Genomic DNA, 22,587 nt, shown 5'->3' on the forward strand with positions numbered 1-22,587 from the left:
GAGGGCATTTTGTCAGGGCGACTGTCGCGGGTTGGCAAAAATATCTCTGTCATCATTGCGAGCGCGTCGAAGAAATCCAGGAATTTTGCTGAAGCTCTCTTTCGGGGGGCGGCGTCAATGAAACCTTGAGCTCGTCTGTGGCGTCGTCTGAACTGCTTCGTTTGTCGCGCGATGACAGAACGGAGGCTGCGCATTTTACTTCTGAAGTCACCTTGTCCTACTCCAGCCGCACGCTCACGCTGTCGCTCGCGCCATTGGCGTCGATCACGGACACGCGGGCGAAACCCGCGCCGTCCGGCTTCCAGCGGGCTTCATGGCGCGGGTTGGCGGCGTCGATCGGCGCGCCGTTCACCGTCCAGGTGAACGGCGGCGCGCCGCCTTGCGCCTTCAGGCTCAGGTCGGCCTTGTCCGGTCCGTGGCTCAGGCCGAGATCGATTCGCGCGCCTTCCGGCGGATAAAAGATTTTTATCGGATGGGCGTAGGTCGCGGCGATGGTTTTTGGCGCGCCGTGGCGCAAATGGCGCAGCGGCGGCGGCAGGTCGGCGCTGTTGCGCGCCTCCAGCACGTTTTCGGGCTTGGCGATTGGCTCGTTGGCGCCGCCCAGACGTGCGAAGGCGTCGAACAGGATGGGCGCCGCCACCTGTCGGCCGATCAGGCCGGGGACCGGCGCGTTGTCGGCGCGCCCGACCCAGACCGCGATGGTATGGGCGCGGTCGAAGCCGATGGCGAGCGCGTCGCGATAGCCGTAGGACGTGCCGGTCTTGAAGGCGATGCGGCCGGCCGACCCATTGTCCGGCGGCGGCGCGCCGCGCAAAATGTCGGCGATCTGCCAGGCGCTGGCGGGTTCGGTGAGGCGGCGGTTTTCGGGGCGCGGCGGATCGTCGAGGCTTTCGACCAGATCGGGCGCGACGCCCTCGCGTGTAAAGGCGGCATAGGCGCGGGCGAGATCGATCAGTCGCGCGCCGACGCCGCCCAAGCCGATGGCCAGGCCGACATCGGAGTCTTTGGGCAGTTTCAACTCCAGTCCGGCGCTGCGCAGGCGGGCGAGCAGGCGCGCGGGGCCGACCTCGTTCAAAAGTTGCGCCGCCGGCAGGTTGAGCGAGAATTGCAACGCCTTGCGCGCGGTCACCGCGCCATGAAACACATCGTCGAAATTGACCGGGCGCCACAGGCCGTAGCGCGCCGGGGAATCGTCGAGCAGGGTTTCGGGATGGGCCAGCCCCTCGGAAAATGCGGTGGCGTAGATGAAAGGTTTTAATGTCGAACCCGGCGAGCGCAGCGCGCGGGCCATGTCGAGCGATCCGGCGCGCGCCTTGGCGAAATAATCGGCGCCGCCGACATGGGCGAGCACATGGCCGTTGGCATTGTCGATCACGATGAGCGCGGCGGTGAGTTTTGGGCCGAGCCGCTCGCATTTTCGCTTGGCCAGGTCTTCCAGGCTTTGCTGGAGTCGCGCGTCATAGGCGAGATGGAAGACGCGCCGCTCCGGATGCGCCTTGACGAACTGGTCGGTGACCTGGGCGGCGAGATTGGGAAAATTCTGGCGCAGCGGCGGCGGTTCAGCCTTGGCGCGGCGGGCTTCTTCCGCGCCGAGGACGTGGGCGGCGCGCGCGCGGTCGATCACCCGGTCGCGGGCGGCGCGCGCCCGGGCTGGAAAATGGTCGGGGCGGCGGGCTTCCGGCGCCTGCGGCAGCGCCACCAGCAGCGCCGCCTCGCCCGTGCTGAGCCGGCGCGGCTCCTTGCCGAACCAGGCGAGGCTCGCGGCGCGCAAACCCTCGACATTGCCGCCGTAGGGGGCGAGCGCCAGATAGATTTCGAGAATCTCTTTCTTCGAGAACCGCGCCTCCAGTTGGACGGCGCGATAAATTTGCTTGAGCTTGGCGGGAAACGAGTGTGGCGCGCGCGGCGAGTCCTTGTTGGTCGCAGCGCTTTCTCGGAAAACCGGCACCCACTTTTCCGAGCGCTGCTCCAGCAGACGCGCCGCCTGCATGGTGAGGGTCGAGCCGCCGGAGAGCGCGTGGCCGTGGGTCGCATATTGCCAGAGCGCCCGTCCCAGCGCCAAAAAATCGACGCCGGAATGGCTGGCGAATCTCTTGTCCTCGTAAGCTTTCAGCAGGACGAAGAATTTGGGATCGACCTCGTCGGCTTTCGCCGGTAGCCGCCAGCGCCCGTCCGGCGCCGCGAAGGCGCGCAACAGGACGCCATTGCGGTCGAGCGCGAAGGTTGAACTGGTTTGCAGGGCGGAAAGATCGGGTGGCCCCATCCGGCGCTGAATCTCTCCCCAGCCCCACGGCAGGGCGAGGCCGAGGACGAGCAGCGCGACAAAGATTTTGAGGAAGCGAGGATCGCGTTGGCTCACTTCTTCGCCGCCTCGATCGCCACCTCGCCGAAGCCGGTGCGGCCGAAACGTTCGGGACGGTACATGTCCTCGATCAACGCCGGCGGCTGCACGTAGCGGCCGGGGCTGACGGCGCGGACGATATAGGCCACGGTGAAGGTGGCCTTGTCGGCGCCCGAACGTTCGAACGAGGCGACGAAACGGTCGTCTTTATATTCCGTGTGGCTCGGCTCCACGCCCGCCTTGACCCAGTCCAGCCCCTCGCTCGAACCGCCGTCATAGAGCGCGGGATTGTCGATCTCCAGACCGGCGGGCAGGCGGTCCTCCAGCACGAGACGCGCGAAGGCGGCTTCGCTCTCCACCACTTTCAGGGTCGCCACCAGCCGCTCGTTCTGGGTGAGATGCATCGGGTCGGCGGCCGAGCCGTCCATGTGGAACAGGCCGCGTTCGAGCGAATAGCCGCGCGTTTCCGCCGGCTCCGGCGCGCTTGGGCGGCCGGATACGTCGATGCCGATGCGGACAGGCTTGTCGCTGGCGTTGGTGATGGTCACGGGTTTTGCGCGCAAAACCGCATCTTCGTAGCGGGCGCTATAGGCGCCTTGCTTTTCGACGCCATCCACGGTGATTTTTTGAGCTTGCGCCTGCGTCGCCGTCGCTTGCGCCGCCAGCACCAGCCAGCTTTGCTCTTGCGTTGAGCTCTTTTGCAGGTTGGCGCTTTCGCCCTCGACGAAGCGCGCGGCTTTGACCAGAACCGCCGGATCGGCGGCGCTTTCCGCGCCCAGCGCCAGCAGGCCGGCGCCGTCGCGCAGCGACGAGCCAAAATCGGGACGCGAGTATTGCGAGGGTCGCGCCCCATTCAGCGCCTCGGCGGCGGCGACGAAGATTTTTTTCGCGCGCGCCTTGTCGCCCAGCAGCGCGGCGGCCCCCGCGAGTTGGGCGCGGGCGAGCGGCGTCGTGAAGGCGTCGAGTTTGGCGTCGGCGAGATAGCGCAGGTCGCCGCTCACCGGCCGTCCGTTGCGCGCCAGCACATAAATCGCATAGGCGAGCGGCGCGCCCTTGTCGGCGTCGACCTCGGTGGTGTTGACGACATAATTGCGCAGACGGTCGAGCGCGAGATCCATCGCCTTTTGCGGGACGTCATAGGAAGTTTCACGCGCGCGGGTGAGGAAATCGCTGACATAAGCGTTCAGCCACATGTCCTCGGCGCCGCTTGCCGACCACAGGCCGAACGCCCCGGAGGAATCCTGCCGCGCCAGCAGGATTTTGATCGCGCTGTTGACGCGAGCGGGAATGTCCTGCGCCCAGGCGACGTGTCGGTCCTGCGCGAGTTTGTTGACATAGAGCAGCGGCAGCGCGCGGCTCACCGTCTGTTCCGAACAGGAGAACGGATAGGCGTCGAGCCTGTGCAGCAGCGCCGCCGCATCAATGCCGGCCAGCGACGAGACGCTGACCGCCACCGCGCCCGCGCCGGGCAAAAAGTCCGCGAGCAGAGCGCCGTTCAGCGTCAGGCTTTCGCCGGGGCCGAGTTCGCGAATGTCGCGGCGCACCACCGGCGAGGTTCCCGGCTGCACCGCGAGCGGCAGGGTTTGCGTTGCGGAAAAATTCGGTCCCGCCAGCGCCACCTCGACCGCGCCGTCGCCAAGTTTTTCCGCGCGCAACGGAATGTCCAGCACGGCCGAAGCCTTGGCCGCCAGCTTGATCGTGCGATGCAGCGCCGCCGGATCGCCGGCCACGCCGCCGCGCGTCCGCACATCAATGCGATAGTCGCCGCCCGCGCCCTCGACATTGTCAAGACGCAGGTTGAGCCGCGATTGGTCTTTCAGCGCGAGGAAGCGCGGCAGGCTGGCTTGCGCCACCACGGGATCGCGCACGATCACGTCAGCCGAGGCCGAGCCGGCGGCCTTTTTCGCCCAGGCGACGGCGGTAAGGCGCACTGTGCCGTTGAAGGCGGGCAGGTCGAACGAGACCTGCGCCTTGCCGTCCGGCCCGACTTTCACCAAGCCGGAATAGAGCGCCAGCGGCTCCTGCGTCGGCTTTTCCACGCCCGCTTCCGGGCCGCCGGAATCGCCGCCGCTGTGGATCGCGCCGCGCGTTCCCTGAAGGCCGTCGATCAGCAGGCCGTAGAGGTCGCGCACCTCCGCCGCCAGAATTTTCTGGCCGTAAAAATAGTCGCGCGGGTTGGGCGTCTGGTAGCGCGTGAGATTGAGTATGCCGAGATCGACGGCGGAGATGGTGACATAGGCCTCGTCCGCCCCCTTGATTTCGAGCGGGATGGTCAGCTTTTCTCGCGGCTTGGCCTTGGCGGGCGCTTTGAGCGCCACATCGAGGCTATGCGCCTTATGGTCGATGCCGAACCAGGCGACGCCAATGGCGCGGCCGGGATTGCGCTGCGCCGCCTTGTCGAGCGGGCGATGGGCCAGCGCGACGGCATAGGCGCCGGCGCCCCAGTCGGCGCCGACGGGAATCTTGATTTCGTTCTCGCCCTTGTTCAGATCGGCGAGAATTGTGGCGTGGACCTTGTCGCTGACGATCGCCAGCGTCGCCTTGCTGTCGGCGCGCGCCGTGATTTTCGCGACCAGGATTTCGCCGCTGGCGTAATCTTGTCTGTCGAGCGTGAGGTCGAGCAGGTCGGGCGTCGGGGCCTTGGCCTCGCTCGACCAGCCGGAATCGAAACTCACGGAGGTCTGGGCGTCCTTGGGGTCTTCGCCGCGCAGGTCGAGCCGGTAATGGCCGAGGCCGACCAGGGCGGCGATTTTGCCGGGCTGGTCCTTGGCCAGATCGAGCGTGCCGGAGGCGATCTTGCTGGTGGAATTGACCTGCTCGAAGGTCCAGCGGCCGTCCTGCTTGTACCACTGATAATCGTTGTTGACGCGGACCAGCGTCCATTGCACGTGCGGCTGCGCCTTGCGGCGCCCGTCCGGCCCGACCGCGATGACATCGAACGTCGCCTGCGCGCCGTCGCTCAGAGTCCCAAAGGTCTTTTTCACGCCGATCAGGCCGGTCGCCGGCAGCAGCGGCAGATAGACCTGCCGCTCGATGGCGTGGCCGCCGACTTCGCCCGCGCGCAGCGTGATCTTGGCCTCCAGCGGCCGGTTGGCCTCAGCTTCCGGAAGGGCGACCTCGACGCTGGCCTTGCCGGACTCATCGGTCGCGGCGTCGGTTTCAATGTCGTTCTTGACGGCGGAAAAGTCCTCGTCCGTCATGCCCGCGTCAAACCCCGCCAGCGCGGGCAGGCCGTGGTCCTTGGCCTGGCTGATTTCCACATCGCCCGAAAGGTTCAGGCCGGCGCCGGGGGCGCCATAGAGATAGCGCAGCGCGACATCCAGTTTTACCGACGCGCCCGGTTTGGCGCTCGCCGCCTTGGGCGCGAGCGTCATGTCCATGCGCTCGGGGACGTAGTCCTCGACCAAAAACGAGGTTTCGCCCAGCGCTGGGCTTTTCGGATCGACGAAAGCCTCGACGGTCCAGCCGCCGGATGCGGCGTCATTGGGGAGTTTGAAGGACAGGGCGCGACCACCCAATCCTTGGTCGGGAGAGGTCGCGCGCAAAAACTCGACGCCATCCGGCCGCTTGATCACCAGAGTCAGCGGCGTTTGCGCCACCGCCGCCCCCTGCGCGTCGCGCAGCAGCGCGGTCAGAAAAACGTTCTCGTTGGAGCGGTACACGCCGCGTTCGGCATAGACGAAGGCGTCGAGCTTCGCCGGCGCGGCGCGGCCCTTCACGCCGCGATCGGCGAGGTCGAAGGCGCTTTGCTGCAAATCGAGAAAATTGGCGTCGGCTTTTCCGTCATTGGCCACGATCAGACCGGGCGCGAGTCCGCCCTCGCCGCGCGACAGGCCGGGATCGAAACGCACCGCGCCCTGCGCGTCGGTTGTCGCTGTGGCCAGCGGTTCATTGTTCTTGGCCAGCAGGCGCACCTCCACGCCCGGCTTCGGCGAAGCGTCGGCCAGCGAACGCACCAGCACGGTCACGCCGTCCGGGGCGCTCAGCGCGGTCAGGCCGAGGTCGGACACCACGAACCATTGTGTCGCCTTGGTGTCGTAGGAATCGTCGCTCGTGGAGAGGTCGTCGGCGGCCTGCGCGCTCATCACGTAGACGCCGGGTTGCGGGGTCTTCAAAATTTCGAGAACCGGCAGGTCCGTCACGACATCCTTGTTCGCTTCGCTTTGCGCGTCGAGCGTTCCGCTCCAGATTTTTTCGCCGTCGCTGTTCGCAAACTGTTTCAGGCGATAGCCGCTGAGTTGGCTGAGAAAGTCTTCGGAACGGACGGTCGGCAGCAGGTTGCGGTCGCCGACGCGATAAATCTCGACCTTGATTTTGCGCGTGTTGACCGAGACGATCGGCAGGCCTTCGGGGCCGACGCGCGGCAGAACGTAATTGCGGCCGGTGAAATGCGCGCTGGGGCTGCGGTCGCGGATATAGAGATCGTAATTGAGCGGATGCAAAAGGTCTTCACCGACCTGCGAGGGCAGGCCGGCGCGCAGCGTCACCGCGTAATGTTCGCCATGAACAAGGTTTTCGACGCAAATTTGCTGGCTCTCCTGCGAAATGGCAGGGGAGTCCTGGCCGCCGACCGTGACGAAGGGCGAGAAATCCGTGCGGCTGCGCAAAAGGTCTTCGGAAAACTGGAAGCAGGCGCGCGGATTGGCCGATTCATTGTCAACCGTATATTTCAGCACGCGAAAACCGTGTTTTTCGCGCATGTCCTCGTAAGTCTTGCGCAGATCCGGATTGTCCTGCGCCTTCAGCGCGGCGGCGGTGGCGTTGAGCGCCTCGCGCCAGGATTCGCGGTTGGCTTGGATCTGGCCGATCAGGGTGAGGGCGGCGGCCTCGTCGCCGGGGGCGCGCGCCTTTTGATAGGACAGCCACGCCGCCGCCAGCGCCAAATCCTTGAATTTGCTCTCGTCGGCGTCCTTGACGGTGGAGGCGGAGAGTTCGACGCGGGCCAGCGCCAGCCAGCCGTAGGGATCGTCCGGCGCCGAAGCCGCCAAGGCTTCGAGCAGGGTCAGTTGTTGCGCGACATCCCCGCGCTTTTCCGCCTCGTCCAATTGCTTGCGCAATTCGAGCGGCGGCGTGTGGCGTAAGTCCCTGGTGTCCTCTTGCGCCTTCTGGGCGAGTTGTTCGCCGGACGCCGCGAGGTCGTCGTTGACATAAGCCTTGGGAGCTTGGGCCTTGAGGGCTTGGGCTTTGGGGTCTTGCCGGGTCGCCGGCGCTTTCTGCGGCTGCGGGGCGGCGGAAACTGAAGCAATTGCAAGAAAAAAACCGAGAACTGCGAGGCAAAGGCTGCGAGTCGGGCGCATGAGGCGCTCTCCTTCAGGGCAAAATGCACGACAGTATTTCCCGGCTCGACGCCAAGGGCAAGCGATCAAAAAGTTGTGTTTTCAGGCTTTCGTAGCGTCAGGGGTTTGCGCGGTCTCTTCCTCCGCTTGCAGCGCCAACCGCTCGATCAGCCGGCGTCGCGCGCGATTGACGCGGCTCTTGATCGTGCCCACGGCGACGCCGCAGATTTCCGCCGCTTCTTCATAGGAAAAGCCGGAGGCGCCGATCAGCACCAGCGCTTCGCGCTGGTCCGCGGGCAGTTGGTCCAGTTCGGCCTTGAAATCGGTGAAGTCGAGATGCGACATCTGGTCGGGCAGGGCCACCAGCCGCGCCGCCGCCTCGCCGTCGACGTCCTGCACTTCGCGCCGCGCCTTGCGATACTGGCTGAAGAAGGTGTTGCGCATGATGGTGAACAGCCAGGCGCGCATGTTCGTGCCGTGGGTGAAGGAATCGGCGTTGGCCCAGGCCTTGACCAGCGTGTCCTGCACCAGGTCATCGGCGCGGTCCGCGATCCCCACCAGCGACAGGGCGAAGGCGCGCAATGACGGAATTTCCGCCAGCAATTGCTCCTTCAAGCCTGGCGAACTGTTTTGGCTCATGCCTGATCGGCCTTGCCCTCTGCTTTGCTCCCGACGCCTTCCAGTTCCCCGTTTTCAAGCTGGTCCAGCAGCAGCTTGAAGCGATCCGGCACCGGCTCGCGCACGGCGGAATCGTAGAATTCCCGGAGTTTCCGACCGATATGGGCTTGCAGCAAGGGCTCAAGGCCGATTTCAGCGCTGTTCTCGTCTTTGCTGCTTTCCGTCATGGGGCCAGATTTTGGTTTGCGACTTGAGCGTCGCGCGAAAGGACCGATGGCGTCAAAACGCGCCCGGCGGGATTTCGTTCCCGTGGCCGCGCTGGCGCCATCAAACAGCCTAACCTATATCTCATTTCATGTATTTGTGTATTGTCTCCTCCGAGGCAGAGGGTCCTGAATGTCGGTTGCCAAGGTTATTTTCGAGCACATGCCCCATTTGCGGCGCTACGCCCGCGCCTTGAGCGGATCGCAGCCTGTGGGCGACGCCGCGGTCGAAGCCCTGCTGGAACGGCTGATCGCGGAACCCGCCCTGTTCGACTTTGATGAGGAGCCGCTTGAAGAAAGTTTCCGGTTGTTCTCGCTGGTCTGGAACGCGCGCGCGCCGGTCACGGGGATTTGCTCGGTATCGACCCTCCCGGACCAGCGCATCGAGGCCATCGGGCCGGTGGCGCGGCAGGTGTTCCTGCTGACGGCCGTCGAAGGTTTTACCCCCGGACAGGCGTCCCGCATTCTCGATTTGCCGGAAGAGAAAGTCGGGAGGCTGATCGCGGAGGCCGGGCGCGTCATTTCCGCGCAGGTCGCCTCGAAGGTGGCGATCATCGAGGACGAACCGATGATCGCCATGGATCTCGAATCCATCCTCTCCAGCCTGGGCCATCAGGTGGTGGGGCCGGCCCGCACCCATAGCGAAGCGGTGGCGCTGGCCCATGCCGAGCACCCCGGGCTTGTTCTCGCCGACATCCGCCTCGCCGACGGCAGTTCGGGGCTGGACGCGGTCAACGAAATTCTGGAAAATTGCGCCACGCCGGTGATTTTCATCACCGCTTATCCCGAAAGCCTGCTCACCGGCGAGCGGCCGGAGCCGACGTTCCTGATCTCAAAACCGTTCCGCGCCGAGACGGTCAAGGCTTTGGTGAGCCAGGCCCTGTTCTTCGACGAACAGGCGCGCCCGGCGCAGCCGCGCGTTGCGTGAGAGGCGGGGCTGATCCGTGAACCGTCCTCGCGCTTCGAGACGGCGCTGAAGCGCTTTCTCGAAGCGTGAGGACGGGTTGATCGAGCAAGCTCACTTCAATGCGAGAACAGCGCCGGCAGGGTCATGTGCTTGAGCAGGTAGCGCGAGCCGCTGCCGCGCGAAAACAGGGGATAGCGGAAGCCGCCGAAGGCGCCCATCACCAATAGGTCGGCGCTGTGGTCGGCGGCGCGGTTGAGCAACGAATCCATCAGGCCGAGCTCCCCCAGCACGATTTGCTCGGTTCGCGCCTTGACGCCATGGCGGGCGAGATGGTCGGCGGCGAGCGCCAGCGATTCCTTGCGATAGGCCATTCCCTCCTCGTCGCCCGGTTTGGACAGGCTCACGATCAGCGCGTCCGCGTCAGGCGCGATCAGCGGAATCGCATCGGCGAAGGCGCGGGCGCAGGCGCGGGAATCCGACCAGGCGAACACCGGCCGCGCGCCGAGGCTTGGGAATGTGCCGACATAGGGCGTGACCAGCACCGGGCGGCCGGACTGCACGATGATCTGTTCGTGAAGGTCGGGCGGGATCAGCGAATGGTCGGGCATGCGCTGGCCGAGCACGATCAGGTCAAAATGCCGGGCGTAATCGACGAATTGCGGAACCATATCGGCTTCGGCGCCGCGGTTGAGATCCTGAAAACGCGCGTCGAGGCCCTCGGTCGCGAGCGCGAACGCGGCGCGGGCGGTCTCTCCGGCCTCCCGGTAGTCCTGCGAAGGCCATTGCGAGGCCACGCCGATCCGATGCGGCGCGGCGACTTGCGCGAACAGGCCGGTCAGGCGGGCGTCGCTCCGGCGCGCCAGTTCGACCGAGAGCTTGAGCCGCGCCTCGCAGCGCGGGCTGGCGGTGACATGAAGGAGAATCGAGCGCAAAGTCATGAGGATCAAGCCAATTCTTGCAGGAAGGGATTGTTGCGGCGTTCCTCGCCGATCGTGCTCATCGGCCCATGGCCGGAAATGAAGGTCATATTGTCGTCGAGCGTTAAAACCTGCGCGGCGATGGAGCGCAGGAACAGCGTGTGGTCGCCGCCGGGCAGATCGGTGCGGCCGATCGAACCCTGAAACACGACGTCGCCCACAAGGCAGAAGTTCATGGGGGTGTTGATGAACAGCACGCTGCCGGGCGTATGGCCGGGACAATGGCGCACGTCGAAGGCGGCGTCGCCGAACGTGACCACGTCGCCATGCGCCAGCCAGCGGTCCGGCGTCACGTTGCGGCAGGCGAAGCCGAACAGCGCGGAGGTCTCGGCCTGGCTGTCGAGCAGGAACTTGTCGCCAATATGCGGCCCCTCGATGGTTACGCCGAGCTTCTCCCGCAATTCGGCGGCGCCGCCGGCATGATCGGCATGACCGTGGGTCAGCAGGATTTTTTCCACCTGCGCCCCGGTCTGCGCGATGGCGCGCAGGATCAGCGGCACGTCGCCGCCGGGATCGACCACGGCCGCCTTCTTGCTGTTTTCGCAAATCAGCAGGGAGCAGTTTTGCTGGAACGGCGTCACGGGAACGATGGCGACCTTGATCTGCGTCATGAACTTGAACTTCCCTCCGCGCCGCCGCCGGTCGCCCCGGTTCCCGCGATCATAGCGGCGCTTCAGGCCCGGCGAAAAGGTAAATTTAACGGCATTATCCGAAAAGCCGAGTATCTGGCGCCTTGGTGGGATCTAGGTTTTGTGGACGTCAGGGTTTTCCATGTTAATTTTGAAAAATCGGCCCGGCGCAAAAACAACAAGCAGCGCGCCGGCGGGAGGATGGTTCCGTCATCAGACGAGAGCCACGTGTCGGAGCGTAAAAATGAATCGTTTTTCTTATCAAATCTACGAGATGGCCCAACTGGCCATGGCGCCGGCGCGCGCGTTTTCCGACCTGACCCGGATGACCTTCAAAAACCCTGGAAATCCCTGGGCCTATACGCCGGTGGGCCGCAACATCGCCGCATCGGCGGAAATGTTCGAGCGGGTTACGCGGCGCTACGGCAAGCCGGCCTTCGACATCGCCACGGTCTTCGTGGACGGTCAGGAGGTCGGCGTCACCGAGGAAACCGTCCTGGTCAAGCCGTTCTGCCATTTGGTGCATTTCGCGCGCGACCTGCCCGCCGGATCGGCCCCGCAGCCGCGCCTGCTGCTGGTCGCGCCCATGTCCGGCCATTACGCCACCCTTTTGCGCGGGACGGTCGAGACCTTCCTGCAAACCCACGACGTCTACATCACCGACTGGGTGGACGCCCGCGTCGTGCCCCTGAGCCTTGGCAAGTTCGATCTCGACGACTACATCGATTATGTCGCGGACATCTGCGAGCACCTCAGCCTTGCCGGGGGAACGCCGTTTCACATTCTCGCGGTGTGCCAGCCCTCCGTGCCGGTCCTGGCGGCGGTGGCGCGCATGGAGGCGCATGACAGCCCCCATGTTCCCGCGTCGATGACGCTGACGGGCGGCCCGATCGACACGCGGCGCAGCCCGACGCAGGTGAACAAGCTCGCGGAAAAGCGCGGCCCCGCCTGGTTCCGGCAAAATTGCATCCACCTGCTGCCCTTGCCTTATCCAGGCGCGGGCCGCTCGGTCTATCCGGGTTTCCTGCAACTGTCCGGCTTCATGGCGATGAATCTGGACCGCCATGTCAACGCCCATCTCGACATGTTCAACCATCTGGTCGAGGGCGACGGCGATTCGGCGGAAAAGCACCGCGACTTCTACGACGAATATCTGGCGGTGATGGACCTGACCGCCGAATTCTATTTGCAGACCATCGACACGGTGTTCGTGCATCATTCCCTGCCCAAGGGCGAGATGATGCACAGGGGCGAGAAGGTCGATCTCAAGGCGATCCGCCGCGTCGGCCTGCTGACCGTCGAGGGCGAGAAGGACGATATTTCGGGCGTCGGCCAGACCCAGGCCGCGCAGGATCTGTGCTCCAGCATCCCCGACGCCATTCGCCTGCATCACTTGCAAGAGGATGTCGGCCATTACGGCGTGTTCAACGGCTCGCGTTTCCGCAAGCACATCGCGCCGAAGGTGTGCGCCTTCCACAAGGCGGTGGAGGAGGCGGGGCTGTTCCCGGCCTGACGGCTCGCGGGCTGTCCAAGGGGGGGGCGCGGCGGTCAAACCTCCGCCTTCGCCCGTCCCCGCCATTGCGCCAGCAGGGCGCGCAGCGCCGCCGGCTTCAGCGGCTTGCGCAGCACGGCTATGTCCTTGTCGGAGGCGCGCTCGCGCATGTCCTGCGAGCGGTCGGCGGTGATCAGCGCGGCCGGCAATTGCGGCCCGAACTTCCAGCGCAGCGCCACAATGGCGTCGACGCCGTCGCCCTCGTCGAGGTGGTAATCGGCGAAGACGGCGTCCGGCGCGCAGCGCAGCCGCGCCAGTTGCGAAATCGCGTCGCGCTGGCTGCCGGCGGCCACCACCTTGCAGCCCCAGCCGGACAGAAGGGCTTTCATGCCATCGACGATCTGCGGATCGTTGTCGATGGCGACCACCACCATATCGGCCAGAGGTCCGTGCCCCGCCGGCGCCGGCGCGGCCTCGGAGGCGCCTTCCGGCGCGCGCGGCGGCGCGGGCGCTCTGAGCGCGGTCACGGAAAACACCGAGCCCCGTCCGGGCCGGGACTTCAGCGCGATCTTGTGGCCGAGCACGCGCGCCAGCCGTTCGACGATGGACAGGCCGAGGCCCAGGCCCGGCGCGACGCCGGCGCCGGCGTCCAGGCGCTTGAATTCCTGGAACACGCTCTTCTGCTTGTCCGGGGGGATGCCGATGCCGGTGTCCCAGACCTCGATCCGCAGCCGGCCGCGCACGCGCCGCGCGCCGACCAGCACGCGGCCTTTTTGCGTATATTTCAGCGCGTTGGAAATCAGGTTCTGCAACAGGCGGCGCAGAAGTTTTCTGTCCGAGCGCACCGCCAGCGAACAGGGCGCGAAGATCAGCTCCAGATCCTTTTTTCGCGCCAGCGGGGCGAATTCGATTTTGAGCTGACGAAACAGATCGTCAATCGGCAGATTGGCCGGCTCGACCCTCATGGCGCCGGCGTCCAGCCGCGATATTTCCAGCAGGGCCGAGAAAATGTCCTCCACAGCCTCCAGCGCCGAATCCACATTGCGCGCGAGGCTGACCACCTCCTGCGCCGGCGCGCCGGAATCGGCGCGCTGCTGCATGGCGGCGGCGTAAAGGCGGGCGGCGTTGAGGGGTTGCAGGATGTCGTGGCCGGCGGCGGCGAGAAAGCGGGTTTTCGAAATATTGGCTTCGTCGGCTTCCGCCTTGGCGCGCGCCAGTTCGTCGTTCACGCGGGTGAGTTGCTCGGTGCGCTCACGCACGCGCCGCTCAAGGGTTTCATTGGCGGCCTCCAGCCCCTGTTCGGCGGCGTGCTGCGCGGTGACGTCGGTATAGGTGACGACCAGGCCGCCGTCGGGCATGCGCGCGGCGCGGGTCTCGATCACCCGCCCCGACGTGGCCAGGGCGACGCGGAACGGTTCGGCGGCGGTGAGCCGCTCCAGCCGCGACGCCACCTGTTCGTCGACGGGGCCGGGCCCGTAGAGCCCACGCTCGGAATTGTGCCGCAGGATCTCGTCGAGCGCCACGCCGAAATGGGTGAGGTCGGGCGTGAGTTCGAACATTTCGCGGAATTCGCGATTCCAGCAGGTCAGCCGCAGGTCGGCGTCAAACACGGAAATGCCCTGCCGCGCGAAATCCAGCGCATATTGCAGCATGTCGCGGTTGTTGAGCAAGGCGGCGGAGGCCTCGTCCACCAGCTTCAGCGCGGCGGTGCTGGAGAGATTGCGCCGGCGCAGCAGCAGCGACAGCACCAGTCGCGAGGAGGCCGCGCCGATGGCGGAGGCCAGCATATGTTCGGCGATGCGCAGCAGGTGAATGTCGGCTTCTTCTTCGGGATCGTAGCTCTGCCCGCGCGCGGCGAAAAAGCTCTCGAAGGCCTCGTGGGTGCGTTCGTCGCCGAGATAGCGGGCGACGGCCGCCTCGACGTCCGATGCGGGAACCGAGGACCGCCACAGCCGGAACGCCTGGGCCATGGGCGCCTGGGTCTTGCCGACAAAAATATCGGCCTGAAGCCGCTCGATCGGATGCGGCCGGCGCGCCAGTGAAAACACCACATAGGCCAGCGCATTGCCGGCCAGACTCCACAGCGCGCCGTGGGCAAGCGTGGACAATTGCAGTTGATAGAGTTCTGCGGAGGGCGCGAAGGCGGCGTCGAGCGAGGGCGCGAGCAGGGCGTAGGCCCAGATCGCCACGCCGGTGGTCAGCCCGGCTATGGCGCCGAGCGCCGTGCCGCGCCGCCAGAACAGGGCGCCGATGAAGGCCGGGCCGAGTTGCGCGACGCAGGCGAAGGACAGGATGCCGAGCGAGGCCAACAAGACCTCGCCGGCGGCGCGATAATAGAAATAGGCCAGGGCGAGAATGGCGACGATCGCCAACCGGCGCGCCAGCAGCAATTGGGCGCCGGCCCTCCCCTTGTTCGTAGCGCGGTTGCGACCGAATCGCAGCAGCACCGGCAGCATCAGGTCGTTGGTCACCATGATCGAGAGCGCCACCGATTCGACCACGACCATGGCGGTGGCGGCGGACAGGCAACCGATCATGGCGAGCAGCGTGACAAAGCCGTGGCCGGCGGAGATCGGCAGCGCGATCACGGAGAGGTCGCGGTTGATGGCGTTGGGAAAGGTCAGCAGGCCGGCGATCGCCAAGGGAATGACGAACAGGTTGATGGCGACCAGATAGAACGGGAACGGGAAGGCGGCGGCGTGGATGTCGGTTTCGTCGTGGTTTTCGACGATGGCGACGTGGAACTGACGCGGCAGGAACAGCATGGCGCCGCTGGACAGCAGGGTGAGCGACGCCCAGACCCAGGGGTCGGGCGGCGAGGAGATCACGCCGTGAATCTTCGGATCGGCTGCGGCGCGGCGGAACAGATCGTCCAAGCCGTCGTACATGCTCCAGACCACAAAGCCGCCGACCGCCAGGAAAGCGAACAGTTTGACGGTCGATTCGGCGGCGATCGTCAGCATCAGCCCGCTCTGGCGCTCGCCCGCCGCGATTCGGCGCGTGCCGAAGGCCATGGCGAACAGGGCCAGCAGGATGACGCTCGCCGCCGACAGCGGCTCGGCGATATCCGCGGCCGGTTGGGCGAAGGGCTCGGTCAGGCCGAGGCCGATGGCCAGCGTGGTGGCGATGGCGCGGATCTGCAGGGCGATGTAGGGCGTGACGCCCAGCACCGAAATGGCGGCGGTGACGGCGGCCACGGCCTGCGACTTGCCATAGCGGGCGGCGAGAAAATCGGCGATGGAGGTGATGTTCTGCGCATGAGCGAGCCGCGCCACCCGCGCCACCAAGGGCCAGCCGAAACCGAACACCAGCATCGGGCCGATATAGATGGGCAGGAAATCGAGTCCGTTGGACGAGGCGATGCCCACCGAGCCGAAGAAGGTCCAGGAGGTGCAGTAGACGCCGAGGCCGAGCGCATAGATGATTTTTCGCGCGGGATCGCGCGCCAGCGCCTTGGCGCCGCGGTCGCCGTAAATCGCCAGCCCGAGCAGCGCGAGCAGATACAGGGCGATGACGGCGACGCCGATCACGCGATCAGGCATGACGCGAGGCCGCTGGCGTCAAGCGGTTCGCGCCTGGAGCGGGCGATGTCTGGCGCACAAGGCCTCCCTTTTTTCGCGGAGCCGATCGCGATTTGCGCGGTTCATGGGCCGGGAGAAGCATAGTCGCCTTCACGGACTCCGCAAGTCGGGGAAAAGCAGCCGAAAGGATGTGCGATCCGCGCGCGCCGGCATGGAGTAAAGGCGATACGGCGCAAAGCCGCCATGAAACAAAAGAGCCGGCGTCAAGCCGGCTCTTCCGATCTCGGTGTTTGGCTTGGCTTATTCGGCCGCGCGCTTGATCTGCGGATAGCTGCAATCCTGCTTCTTCTGCGGATAGGTGCAGTCCGCGTCATTGGCGAAGGGCGATTCGATGTCGCTCGCCGCCGCGAAGGCGATGCCAAGTGTCTTCCAGACATCAACCATGGATTCGACCAGATGGGTGATGTGGGCGTCGCCGTGATGCGGCGTCGGGGTGATGCGCAGGCGCTCGGTGCCGCGCGGCACGGTCGGATAGTTGATCGGCTGGATGTAGATGTTGTGGCGCTCAAGCAGCATGTCGCTGGCGGCCTTGCACAACTGAGCGTCGCCCACCATCACCGGGACGATGTGCGAAGTGTTGGTCATCACCGGCAGGCCGGCGCGCATCAACGCATGCTTGGTGAGCCACGCCTGACGCTGATGCGCCATGCGCAGTTCGGGATGGGCCTTGGCGATGCGCACCGACTGGGTCGCGGCGACGCAGACGGCCGGCGGCAGGGCGGTGCTGAAAATGAAGCTCGGCGCGAAGGAGCGCACGGCGTCGCAGATCGCCGCCGTCGCGGCGATATAGCCGCCGACCACGCCAAAGCCCTTGGCCAGAGTGGCCTCGATCACGTCGATGCGGTGCATCTGGCCTTCGCGCTCGGCGACGCCGGCGCCGCGTTCGCCATACATGGCCACCGCATGAACCTCGTCGATATAGGTCATGGCGTTGTATTTTTCGGCGAGGTCGCAGATGTCCTTGATCGGCGAAATATCGCCGTCCATGGAATACAGGCTCTCGAACACGATCAGCTTGGCGCGCTCACGCGGCTGGGCCGCGAGCAACTCCTCCAGATGAGCGACGTCATTGTGGCGCCAAATCTTCCGCTCGGCGGAGGAGCGGCGGACGCCTTCGATCATGGAATTGTGGTTGAGGGCGTCGGACAGGATCAGGCAGTTCGGCAGCAGGTCGGCGATGGTCGAAATCGACGCCAGATTGGAGATCCAGCCGGAATTGAAGACCAGAGCGGCTTCCTTGTCGTGCAGGTCGGCCAGTTCGGCTTCGAGCGTGACCAGCGGATAGCTGGTGCCGGAAATGTTGCGGGTGCCGCCGGCGCCGGCGCCGTGTTTCTTCGCGGCGGCGGCCATGGCCTTCGTCACCTCGGGGTTGCAGCCCATGCCGAGATAATCGTTGGAACACCAGATAGTGACGTCGCGGGCCGGACCATTGTCCGGGCGCCAGATCGCATTGGGGAAACGGTCTGTGTCACGTTCAAGGTTCGCGAACACGCGATAGCGCTGTTCCGCCTTCAGTTTGCCGATCGCATTTTCGAAAATCTCGCGATACTGCATCGTCTTCAACCTTCCGGTCCGCAACGGCTCAATTTTGCCGCGGTTGATCTGAGCTAGTTCATTGCGGCTCAGTCGTTCCCGGCCAAGCCTCGGCTTACCCGACGCATCCCTTATCAGGGTTCCGCGCCTTTGATCGACCGCCACGATGACGCATCTGGAAGATGCTGTCGTAGGCAGTCTGCTTAACTCGACGTCAAACAATCACGCCGGGCGCCCAGTTTCCTTGCGCCAGATCATTCTTGGCCGATTTCACAGGGTTGGACAAGAGCCGCGCTCGGGCGCGCGGCCATCGCATGTAAAGATTACTTGACGTCTGTTCCGATTGACAAAGGGCTGGAGGCGCCTTCCGCCACCAAGGCGCTTTTCAATGGACCAAATAAAGACAAATGCAAAGCGGACGTCCGACAGAAATGGATTTTTTTTCATTGCATGATCGCCGCTCTGTCTTCGTGAAAGACAGGCGAGATGCTGGAGGATTGAGCGACGCCTTCGCACGACTGGCGCGCCAAACGTTACAATAAGCTGAACCCGCGCCGCAAAAGACTTCGAAATAAAACTTGCGTCGCATATGGACAAAATTGCCTTGACAGTCTTTAGTATGACACGCAAAGGGGAGCTTGAATTGGCTCGGGCGCCATAGCCCCGGAGGCAGTGTGGATCAGCTGAAGACGCGTATTTTGATCGCCGACGACCATCCGCTCGTGCGTGGCGCGCTGAAACAGGCGGTCGCGTCTGCGGTCGCCGGGGCCGAATTGGTGGAATGCGGCAGCCTCGACGATGTGACCCGCTCTCTCGACGCCAGCGGCGACGCCGATCTTGTGCTGCTCGATCTCGCCATGCCGGGCGTGCGGGGTTTTTCCGGGCTGCTGGTGCTGCGCGCGCAATATCCGGGCACGCCGGTGGTGGTGGTCTCGGGCAATGAAGAACGCAGCGTCATCCGCATGTGCATCGATTTCGGCGCTTCGGGTTTCATCCCCAAGAGCACGGACATGGAGACCATGCAGGCGGCGATCCGCGCGGTGCTGGCCGGCGATGTCTGGGCGCCCGCCGATGTCGATCTCGCCGGCCCCGCCGACCGCGACATGGCCGACAGCGTGCGCCGTCTGGCCTCGCTGACGCCGCAGCAGGTCCGGGTGCTGATGATGCTGTCGGAAGGTCTGCTCAACAAGCAGATCGCCTATGAATTGTCGGTGTCCGAGGCCACTGTGAAGGCCCATGTCTCCGCCATCCTGCAAAAGCTCGGGGTGGAGAGCCGCACCCAGGCCGTGATCGCCGCCGCGCGAATCGAGGCTTTCTCCGGCGCCGTCAACACCGTCAACGGCATAGCCGTCGAAGGGCCTCATTAGACTTCCCGCCATTAAATTTCGGCAAGATCGCGCGCGGCCTCTGGCGCCGCGGCCCCTCGCCCTTATGTTCTGGCTGTCGTTCCGAGGGGAAAGGCGGCTCGTCATGTCCGCGACACGAAGATCGTTTTTTTGCGCCGTGGGGCTGTTTTCCGCCCTCGCGGGGCCCGTGCGCGCGCAGACGCCGGCGCCGGCCGAGGCCGAGAACGGGCGGTTCGCCATGACGCCGGTCGCGAACGGCTTTCTCCGCCTCGACACCAAGACCGGCCAGACCTCCTTGTGCACGACATCGGCCGATCAGGCGCAATGCCGCGCCGGAGCCGACGAGCGCGCCGCGCTGGAAGCGGAAATCGCCCGGCTGTCGAAGGAAAACGCCGCGCTCAAGGCCGGGGCCGCCGCCCCGCCCGCCTTGGCGCAGCAGGACGAGGAGGACCGCCGGTTCAACCGCGCCATGGACCGCGCCGAAACCTTCATGCGGCGCATGCTGCGCCTGTTCCGGGAAACGGAAAAGCCCGCCCCGCCTTCACTCTAGATCTGTTGCAGGAATCGACGCCATGTCCGAGGAAAATCTCAAGACCCAGCATCCGTTCGCGCCGCGTCCGGCCGACGTCGCCGCGCGGCCTCCGGACTCCGACCTTGAACGCTTCCTTGGCGGTTCTCCCGGCTCCGTGCTGACCCGACTGGTTCTGCTGTCGCTGATGGTCGGTTTCTTCCTGGTCTGGCTGGATATCCGTCCGATGGAGGTCCTGACCGGCGTTCAGCGCATCTTCGAGCGGTTCTGGGCCGCCGGCTTCGACGCCGTGCGCGAGATCGCCAGTTATGTCGCGGCGGGCGCGGCCATTGTCGTTCCGGTCTGGCTGGCCTTGCGTCTGATCGGCATGAAGCCGCGCGGTCCGAAAAACTAACCAACAATCCGGTCGCCTCCATGCGCTCGGCGCATGGCAGTGTTGCGGTATGAAAAATTGTGGCGCGGCAACTGTTAAGCGATAGAAGGGGCACACCACGTACGGGCGAGTGTCCTCCCCATTTCGCTCCAGTGGCGCCAACTTAAAGCCTTTTTGGCAAACCGGGCACGCAAGTGTCCGGTTTTTTTTTGCTCGGGTCCCTCGGTCCTGCCGTTTCCCTCGGCCCTGCCTTTTTTTGATTTGGCTCCTTGTCGCGCGGCGAGGCTTGCGCCAATTTCGCTGCGAAGACTCAAGTTCAAAGGATTGGCGAATGACCAAAGCGCTTCTTGGCATCATCGGCGGCTCCGGCGTCTATGATTTGCCCGGCCTCTCGGACATCAAGGAGGAGAAGGTCGATTCGCCCTGGGGAGAGCCTTCCGACGTGCTGCGCTTTGGCCGGATCGGCGGGACCGAGGCGGTGTTCCTGCCGCGCCACGGCAGGGGCCATCACCTGTCGCCGTCGGGCATCAATTATCGCGCCAATATCGACGCGCTGAAGCGGGTCGGCGTCACCGACGTGATCTCGGTTTCGGCCTGCGGCTCGTTCCGCGAGGAATTGCCGCCCGGCATGTTCGTCGCCGTCGATCAGTTCGTCGATCGCACCTTCGGGCGGCAAACCTCTTTCTTCGGCAACGGCTGCGTCGCCCATGTCTCCATGGCCCAGCCGGTGGCGCCGCTGCTGCTGCATCGCCTGATCGCCGCCGCCCGCGCCGAGCAGATCGAGATCGTGAAGGGCGGCACCTATGTCTGCATGGAGGGGCCGCAATTTTCCTCCAAGGCGGAATCGCTCAGCTACAAAGCCGCCGGCTATTCGGTGATCGGCATGACCGCGCTGCCCGAGGCCAAGCTCGCGCGCGAGGCGGAAATGTCCTACGCCACCCTGGCGATGGTCACCGATTTCGATTGCTGGCATGACGAGATCGCGGCGGTGGAGGTCACCGACATCATGGAGGTGGTGAAGTCCAACGCCGACAAGGCGGCGCGACTGGTGGCGCGGCTGTTGACCGATTTCCCCGTCGAGCACCAGCCCTGTCCGGTCGGATCGGACCGCGCGCTGGACTATGCGCTGACCACGGCAAGGGACGCGCGCGATCCCGAACTCTTGAACAAGCTCGACGCCATCCTCGCCCGGGTGAACGCCAAGCAGGCCGGATGAGCGCCAAGCAGGCCGGATGAACCCCAGGACGGCGTGACGTCGCAAGCGTGACGCCAAAAGGAACGGGCGCGCTTGCGTTTTCGGCGCGGCGCGATTAAAAGCGCCGCTTCGCGTCCGTTTCCGACACCCCTGGAGGCGTGGGCGCGATCTTTCCAAAAAGGATGAACCCATGGCCGAGATCAAGACCCTCGCCGCCACGGTTCGCAGCGGGACCGGCAAGGGGGCCGCCCGCAGCGTTCGTCGTGAAGGCAATATTCCCGGAGTGATTTATGGCGGCGGCGAAGCCCCGACCCCGATCACCCTCAACTACCGCGACCTCAACAAGCTGATCTACGCGGGCCACTTCCTGACCACGATTTTCGAAATCGAGATCGACGGCAAGAAGGAAAAGGCCATTCCGCGCGACTACCAGCTCGACGTCGTGCGCGACACGCCGATGCATGTCGATTTCCTGCGCCTGAAGCCGGGATCGCGCATCAAGGTGGCGGTGCCCGTGCATTTCGCCAACCAGGAAGTCGCCCCCGGCATCAAGCGCGGCGGTTCGCTGAACATCGTGCTCCACGCCGTGGACATGCTGGTTCCCGCCGACAACATCCCGGATTCGATCACCATCGATCTCTCCGGCCTGAACTTCAACGACGCCGTGCATATCAAGTCGATTGAACTGCCGGCGAACTGCACGCCGGTCGATCGGTCCAACTTCACCATCGTCACGGTCGCCCCGCCGCCCGGCGGCGCGGTCGCCGCGGCCGAGGAAGCTGCGGCCGCCGCCGCCGCGGCAGCAGCCGCTGCGGCTCCGGCCAAGGGCAAGAAGTAAGCTTCGGCTTTCGGAAGACCGCCCGCTTGAAAAAGCGGGCGGTTTTGTTTTGAGGGTTGGTCATGCTGCTACTGGTCGGACTGGGCAATCCCGGTCGGGAATATGCCGGCAATCGCCACAATATCGGGTTCATGGCCGTGGACGCGCTGGCGCGCGCCAGCGACGCCGGGCCGTTCCGCAAGAAATTCCAGGGCGACATGGCCGAGGCGCGGTTCGGATCGGAGCGCGCCATCCTGCTCAAGCCGCAGACCTACATGAACGAAAGCGGCCGCTCCGTCGCCGAGGCCGCGCGCTTCCACAAGATCGAGCTTGCCGACATTTTCGTCTTCCACGACGAACTCGACCTCGCGCCGGGCAAAGTGCGGGTGAAGATCGGCGGCGGCGACGCCGGCCACAACGGCCTGCGCTCCATCACCGCCCATATGGGGTCGAATTACCGGCGCATTCGGCTGGGAATCGGCCATCCCGGCGACAAGGCGCGCGTCCATTCCTATGTGCTCGGCGATTTCGCCAAGGCTGAGCAGGGCTGGGTCGAGGCTTTGTGCGACGCGCTCGCCCGCAACGCCGACCTGCTGGTCAAGGGCGACGACTCGCATTTCCAGAGCAAGGTGCATCTGGCCATGGAGACCGCCGGTTTTGGGCAGGCCGCGCCGGTGACGAAGGGCGCGTAATTCTCTTGGCTTGAGCGG

The 22,587-nt window shown here is 65.2% G+C and carries 16 protein-coding genes; 8 read left to right on the forward strand and 8 right to left on the reverse strand.

Annotation, left to right across the window (positions count from 1 at the left end; translation table 11 throughout):
* Positions 1-217: 217 nt before the first annotated feature.
* The 4 genes from pbpC to CCR94_RS16925 form a co-directional block, all read right to left on the reverse strand.
* Complete coding sequence (gene pbpC / locus CCR94_RS16910) at positions 218-2,359, reverse strand: penicillin-binding protein 1C (protein ID WP_244594110.1); 2,142 nt, start codon at positions 2,357-2,359, stop codon at positions 218-220.
* Entirely contained in the window at positions 2,356-7,638 is a 5,283-nt protein-coding gene (locus tag CCR94_RS16915) for an alpha-2-macroglobulin family protein (protein ID WP_104509023.1), read from the reverse strand. Before CCR94_RS16915 ends, pbpC begins: the two co-directional genes overlap by 4 nt.
* Positions 7,639-7,719: 81 nt before the next feature.
* The gene (locus tag CCR94_RS16920) at positions 7,720-8,256 is read right to left on the reverse strand and encodes a sigma-70 family RNA polymerase sigma factor (RefSeq protein ID WP_104509024.1); all 537 of its coding nucleotides are present in this window, start codon (positions 8,254-8,256) and stop codon (positions 7,720-7,722) included.
* Positions 8,253-8,462: a NepR family anti-sigma factor gene (locus tag CCR94_RS16925; RefSeq protein ID WP_104509025.1), complete on the reverse strand. Its 210-nt coding sequence runs from the start codon at positions 8,460-8,462 to the stop codon at positions 8,253-8,255. Before CCR94_RS16925 ends, CCR94_RS16920 begins: the two co-directional genes overlap by 4 nt.
* A 169-nt stretch (positions 8,463-8,631) precedes the next feature.
* Between CCR94_RS16925 and CCR94_RS16930 the strand changes: the two genes are divergently transcribed.
* Positions 8,632-9,426: a response regulator gene (locus CCR94_RS16930; protein ID WP_104509026.1), complete on the forward strand. Its 795-nt coding sequence runs from the start codon at positions 8,632-8,634 to the stop codon at positions 9,424-9,426.
* A gap of 95 nt (positions 9,427-9,521) precedes the next feature.
* Here the strand turns inward: CCR94_RS16930 and CCR94_RS16935 are convergent, their stop codons facing one another.
* Together CCR94_RS16935 and CCR94_RS16940 are read right to left on the reverse strand one after the other, a co-directional pair.
* Positions 9,522-10,352 carry a universal stress protein gene (locus CCR94_RS16935; protein ID WP_104509027.1) on the reverse strand — a complete coding sequence of 277 codons (831 nt, stop codon included), beginning with the start codon at positions 10,350-10,352 and terminating at the stop codon, positions 9,522-9,524.
* Complete coding sequence (locus tag CCR94_RS16940; RefSeq protein WP_104509028.1) at positions 10,349-10,993, reverse strand: MBL fold metallo-hydrolase; 645 nt, start codon at positions 10,991-10,993, stop codon at positions 10,349-10,351. Before CCR94_RS16940 ends, CCR94_RS16935 begins: the two co-directional genes overlap by 4 nt.
* Positions 10,994-11,255: 262 nt before the next feature.
* Between CCR94_RS16940 and CCR94_RS16945 the strand changes: the two genes are divergently transcribed.
* Positions 11,256-12,524 (forward strand): polyhydroxyalkanoate depolymerase, encoded by a 1,269-nt coding sequence (locus CCR94_RS16945; protein WP_104509029.1) that lies wholly within the window; start codon positions 11,256-11,258, stop codon positions 12,522-12,524.
* Positions 12,525-12,559: 35 nt separating this feature from the next.
* Here CCR94_RS16945 and CCR94_RS16950 read toward each other — a convergent pair whose 3' ends face one another.
* Both CCR94_RS16950 and hemA read right to left on the reverse strand, forming a co-directional pair.
* Positions 12,560-16,045: a PAS domain-containing hybrid sensor histidine kinase/response regulator gene (locus CCR94_RS16950; protein ID WP_104509030.1), complete on the reverse strand. Its 3,486-nt coding sequence runs from the start codon at positions 16,043-16,045 to the stop codon at positions 12,560-12,562.
* A 279-nt stretch (positions 16,046-16,324) separates the two neighbouring features.
* Positions 16,325-17,638 (reverse strand): 5-aminolevulinate synthase, encoded by a 1,314-nt coding sequence (gene hemA / locus CCR94_RS16955; protein ID WP_104509031.1) that lies wholly within the window; start codon positions 17,636-17,638, stop codon positions 16,325-16,327.
* A 653-nt stretch (positions 17,639-18,291) separates the two neighbouring features.
* On the opposite strand from hemA, the gene CCR94_RS16960 reads away from it, so the two are divergent.
* The 6 genes from CCR94_RS16960 to pth all read left to right on the forward strand — a co-directional run bounded on the left by CCR94_RS16960 (position 18,292) and on the right by pth (position 22,569).
* Entirely contained in the window at positions 18,292-18,984 is a 693-nt protein-coding gene (locus CCR94_RS16960; RefSeq protein ID WP_104509032.1) for a response regulator, read from the forward strand.
* Positions 18,985-19,087: 103 nt separating this feature from the next.
* The gene (locus tag CCR94_RS16965) at positions 19,088-19,513 is read left to right on the forward strand and encodes a hypothetical protein (RefSeq protein WP_104509033.1); all 426 of its coding nucleotides are present in this window, start codon (positions 19,088-19,090) and stop codon (positions 19,511-19,513) included.
* Between the two features lie 22 nt (positions 19,514-19,535).
* A complete protein-coding gene (locus CCR94_RS16970; protein ID WP_244594111.1) occupies positions 19,536-19,886 on the forward strand; it encodes a DUF6460 domain-containing protein in 351 nt (116 codons plus the stop codon).
* A 310-nt stretch (positions 19,887-20,196) separates the two neighbouring features.
* Entirely contained in the window at positions 20,197-21,081 is an 885-nt protein-coding gene (locus tag CCR94_RS16975; RefSeq protein WP_104509034.1) for an S-methyl-5'-thioadenosine phosphorylase, read from the forward strand.
* 169 nt (positions 21,082-21,250) lie between these two features.
* Entirely contained in the window at positions 21,251-21,898 is a 648-nt protein-coding gene (locus CCR94_RS16980) for a 50S ribosomal protein L25/general stress protein Ctc (RefSeq protein WP_104509035.1), read from the forward strand.
* A 62-nt stretch (positions 21,899-21,960) separates the two neighbouring features.
* The gene (gene pth, locus CCR94_RS16985) at positions 21,961-22,569 is read left to right on the forward strand and encodes an aminoacyl-tRNA hydrolase (RefSeq protein WP_104509036.1); all 609 of its coding nucleotides are present in this window, start codon (positions 21,961-21,963) and stop codon (positions 22,567-22,569) included.
* Positions 22,570-22,587: the final 18 nt, after the last annotated feature.

Source organism: Rhodoblastus sphagnicola (genome assembly GCF_002937075.1).
GTDB classification, from domain to species: domain Bacteria; phylum Pseudomonadota; class Alphaproteobacteria; order Rhizobiales; family Beijerinckiaceae; genus Rhodoblastus; species Rhodoblastus sphagnicola.